We start from the raw sequence: 1,365 nt of genomic DNA, 5'->3' as shown, positions 1-1,365 counted from the left end.
GGACAGGTCCTCGCCGCCGATCGGACCGTGTGGGCCGGCATGGTTGGCCGCATCCTCGAGCATGAGCTCCGCGGACCCGCGGTCGGCCCGGCGCCGGTCAGCGGCCGGTGAAGGTGGCCTTGCCGGGGCCGTCCGCGACGAAGGAGGTCAGGCCGACCCGCCGGTCCTCGGTGCCCCACAGGCCGGCGAACAGCACCGCCTCCAGCCGCAGCGCCTCGGACAGGGCAAGCTCCGCGCCGTCGTCGACCGCCTGCTTCGCCGCGGCCAACGCCTGCGCCGGACCGGACACGTACCGACCGGCGATCTCCCGAGCGGTGGTGAGAACCTCTGCCGCGGGCACCACCACGTCGGCCAGCCCGAGCCGTTCCGCTTCCTCGGCCCGCACCTGGCGGCCGCTGAAGATCAGGTCCTTCGCCCGGGACGGCCCGATCAGCCGGGGCAGCCGCTGGGTACCGCCGGCACCGGGGATGATGCCCAGGGTGATCTCCGGGACACCGATCTTCGCGTTGTCGGCCAGCACCCGCACGTCCGCGCACAGGGCGAGCTCCAGCCCACCGCCGAGCGCATAGCCGGTGACCGCGGCGACCACCGGCTTCGGGATCCGGGCGACCAGCTCGAACGTCGAGGACAGGTCACGAACCCAGGCGGACACCTCGGCGAAGTCCATCGACGCCATCTTCTTGATGTCGGCGCCGGCGGCGAACACTTTCTCGCCGCCGTAGAGCACGACCGCGCGGACCGCCGGATCACGGGTGACCTCGAGCGCGACCGAGCGCAGCTCGCCGGCGATCGTCGCGTCCAACGCGTTCATCGGCGGCCGATCAAGCCGGATGGTGCCGATCCCGCCGTCGACCTCGAGCCGCACGACGCTCATCTGCCTGGTCCTCCCACCGTAGGAATCGCGGCGCACACGCGCCGCGACCGGTCCATCCGTTCCACCCGTCGCAGGCCACGATAGGGCGGCGCACGCTGATCTTCATCGGCTCCCGCGACATCCTCGTCCGTCCCGGGGCGGCAGATCATCCACAATCCCAGTCAAGATCATGAAACGTGGAGGGTTGTTCGGGGAATCGGGCCGAGATACGCCGAACAACCCTCCACATGCCCGGACCACTACGCCAAGATCACGACTTCCACGGCGACCCGTCACTCTCAGCGGGCGAACCCGCGGGCGCCGCGGCGGGCGGGACGGCGGGCGTACGGTTGTTCGGCCGACGGTGCGGGACACAGTGGGCTAGCGTCTGCCGAATGTCCGACGTCGACGGTCCCGCGCAGGTCCGTGACCTGGCCCACACCACCGAGCAGGCGGGCGGTCGCGGCCCGTGGCGCACCGACGCGGCGCAGCAGGGCGGGGCACGCCGCGGC

1 protein-coding gene is annotated in these 1,365 nt (G+C 72.0%); it reads right to left on the bottom strand.

Annotated elements, in window-relative coordinates:
- Positions 1 to 97 precede the first annotated feature (97 nt).
- On the bottom strand, positions 98 to 874 hold the full coding sequence (locus ND747_RS16350) for an enoyl-CoA hydratase/isomerase family protein (RefSeq protein ID WP_251734471.1): 777 nt from the start codon (positions 872 to 874) through the stop codon (positions 98 to 100).
- Positions 875 to 1,365: the final 491 nt, after the last annotated feature.

Source organism: Frankia sp. R82 (assembly GCF_023716925.1).
Taxonomy (GTDB): Bacteria; Actinomycetota; Actinomycetes; order Frankiales; family Frankiaceae; genus Frankia.
This window is presented reverse-complemented; position numbering and strand designations above follow the sequence as displayed.

Coding starts and splice junctions, on each gene's coding strand:
- ND747_RS16350 (WP_251734471.1), bottom strand. CDS start 874: ATGAGCGTCGTGCGGCTCGAGGTCGACGGCGGGATCGGCACCATCCGG.